This window comes from Paeniroseomonas aquatica (assembly GCF_030409335.1).
Classification (GTDB): domain Bacteria; phylum Pseudomonadota; class Alphaproteobacteria; order Acetobacterales; family Acetobacteraceae; genus Belnapia; species Belnapia aquatica.
Genome location: NZ_JAUFPN010000161.1, coordinates 1 through 2,136 on the forward strand (window position 1 = coordinate 1; position 2,136 = coordinate 2,136).

At 67.8% G+C, this 2,136-nt stretch carries 4 protein-coding genes and 1 pseudogene; all 5 read left to right on the forward strand.

What is annotated here, in order from left to right:
- A partial coding sequence (locus QWZ14_RS16850) for an ATPase, T2SS/T4P/T4SS family (RefSeq protein ID WP_456307250.1) occupies window positions 1-396 on the forward strand: 396 nt, incomplete at its 5' end.
- On the forward strand, window positions 386-637 hold the full coding sequence (icmT, locus tag QWZ14_RS16855; protein WP_290317932.1) for an IcmT/TraK family protein: 252 nt from the start codon (window positions 386-388) through the stop codon (window positions 635-637). The genes QWZ14_RS16850 and icmT, both read left to right, overlap by 11 nt.
- Window positions 634-1,050, forward strand: a complete 417-nt coding sequence (locus QWZ14_RS16860; protein ID WP_290317933.1) for a hypothetical protein — start codon at window positions 634-636, stop codon at window positions 1,048-1,050. Before icmT ends, QWZ14_RS16860 begins: the two co-directional genes overlap by 4 nt.
- The gene (locus tag QWZ14_RS16865) at window positions 1,047-1,604 is read left to right on the forward strand and encodes a lytic transglycosylase domain-containing protein (protein WP_290317934.1); all 558 of its coding nucleotides are present in this window, start codon (window positions 1,047-1,049) and stop codon (window positions 1,602-1,604) included. Before QWZ14_RS16860 ends, QWZ14_RS16865 begins: the two co-directional genes overlap by 4 nt.
- A gap of 35 nt (window positions 1,605-1,639) precedes the next feature.
- A pseudogene (locus tag QWZ14_RS16870) lies at window positions 1,640-2,136 on the forward strand (hypothetical protein); the annotation flags it as partial.

Genomic DNA, 2,136 nt, shown 5'->3' on the forward strand with positions numbered 1-2,136 from the left:
GCGGCGGCGGCCGATGCCGCCCTGACCAATCACGCTGTCTACACAACCATTCATGCTGGCAGCCTCGGTGAGACCATCCAGCGCGCGGTCAGCCTCTGCCCGCGAGAGCAGCGGACCGCCATGACCATCGCCCTGGCGCAGTCTCTCCGGCTCATCGTCAATCAGCGCCTGGTCTGGTCAGTGGATGGCAAGCGCACGCCGGTGCGGGAATTCCTGGCTTTTGATCGGACCACGCGGCGCGAGCTCGCCGCCACCAATCCGGATGAGTGGCCTCGCCTGGTCGAGGCCCTCGCCGAGGAACAGGGCACCACCTTTGCGGACTCCATTCGCGCCGCCAGGTCCGAGGGTCGGATCAGCAGAGACATCGCGGAAAAGGAATTGGCCGGTGTGGCGTGACACAGCGCGGGATGTAACGTTTCTAGGGCTTGATGCTTGGGCCCTGGCGCCCTTCGTCATCGTGCCTTTCACCGGCTGGGCCTGGTGGATGATCGGTATTGCGTTCGCAATTGCCGTAATCTTTGCTCTGATGCGGGTGGCCGGCCTGTCCGTCGTCGGCACCGCCCGGCGGGTGCGCTCCTGGATTGCCGGCGTCGAGCGGCCAGCCACGCCGCCCTCCAAGCAGCGCTTCTTCGCATGAGCGCGGTATCACTCGAGACGGTAGCCGCCACCCTCGGCCGGCTGCTGCAGAATTCCGGACGCGACGTGCAGCTGCGGGACCGGGCAAGCGGGGATATTCGCTCCGTCTCCATCGGCTTGGCCACGGCACCGGATGGGCTGCTGCCGGTGTTCCTTGCCGCCGGTGACGCGGTTTGGCGGGAGGCAACCGGGGCCGGCATCGGGCTCCGTATCGAGCAGGATGAGCGTGCGCTGCTTGGCTATCGGGCCGTGAAGGTCAACGGCGTGCCCTTCTCCACCGTCATGCTGGCGACGATCGAGGCCGTCGAGCAGGCGGCCCGGCCCGGTGCGCTCCTGGTCAATGACCTCAATGCGGTCCTGCGCACGACCACGCCCCAGCCTGCCGTAACCCAGACACCAGGGCCGGTCCCATGATCCGCCGTACCCTGACTGTCCTGCTACTGTCCGCCGGTACTGCCGCGGCGCAGCCCTATATCAACGCGCCCAACCCGGTCCCCGTGGCGCCGCCTGGCTACGACCCGGCTGCCTACGTGGCCGGGTGCATCACCGCCGCGGGCGCCGCGCATCGCATCCCGGCATCGCTGCTGGTACTGATCATGCGGGTCGAGAACGGTAGGCTTGGCCGCGTGACGCCGAATGCGAGCGGCGCCCCACCAGATGTTGGCCCTGCCCAGGTCAATGCCATGTGGGTGCGACGGCTGGCCCAGCGGTGGCAGACCACCCCGGCAGAAGCCTTCGTCGCTCTCCGCGACAACCTCTGCGCCAACCTTGAAGCCGCCGCGTGGATCCTCCGCGACGCCATCGACAGCGCCCCCGACGACTACTGGAAGGGCGTCGCCCACTACCACAGCCGCACCCCGCAGTTCCGCGACCGCTACCTCCGGCTACTGCGCGATCAGGCGATGGCCCTGCTTGAGCAGGCCCGCCGTCGTCCAGAGACAACCGCCATGGCGAGGGCCGACCAGTGAACAACGAGAGCCGCGGCCCTGCCCCAGAGGAGGCCTTGGTCATCATCGGTGGCGTCCTGCTGCTGCTGGGTGGCGGCGCTGTTGCTGCTTGGTGGTTCGGCCGGGAGGAGATCATCACCGTCGTTCTCACCCTGCAGCACTGGATGATGCAGCCGGCGCACCTGGTCACCGACACCTATCAGGGTTTGGATCGCCAAGTCCTTGCTGCCGATCCAGGTAATACCGGCATCGGTCCGGGGGACCTCTGGCAGCTCGCCCATGATGTTGGCCGCTTCTGGCGGTGGCCTGCCTGTCTGTTGTTGTTGGTCCTTGCCGGGCTCTGCGCCCGTCAGGCGCGAGGCCGATACAAACGCCACCTCGATCTGCACGGCCTGATGCGCGAGCAGGCGAGGCACTTCCGGACGATCAAGCCGTATCTGACGCGCCAGCTAGGGCCGGTCGCGCCGGCCGAAGGCGAGCCACGCCCAGCTGACCCCGCCCTGCACGCCCAGGAATGGGCTGCCCGCTTCGCCACTGACCCGGAGGGGCAATT

Bases quoted from the DNA above. Each gene is read 5' to 3' on its own strand.
- QWZ14_RS16860 (WP_290317933.1), top strand. From the start codon at position 634: ATGAGCGCGGTATCACTCGAGACGGTAGCCGCCACCCTCGGCCGGCTG.
- QWZ14_RS16865 (WP_290317934.1), top strand. From the start codon at position 1,047: ATGATCCGCCGTACCCTGACTGTCCTGCTACTGTCCGCCGGTACTGCC.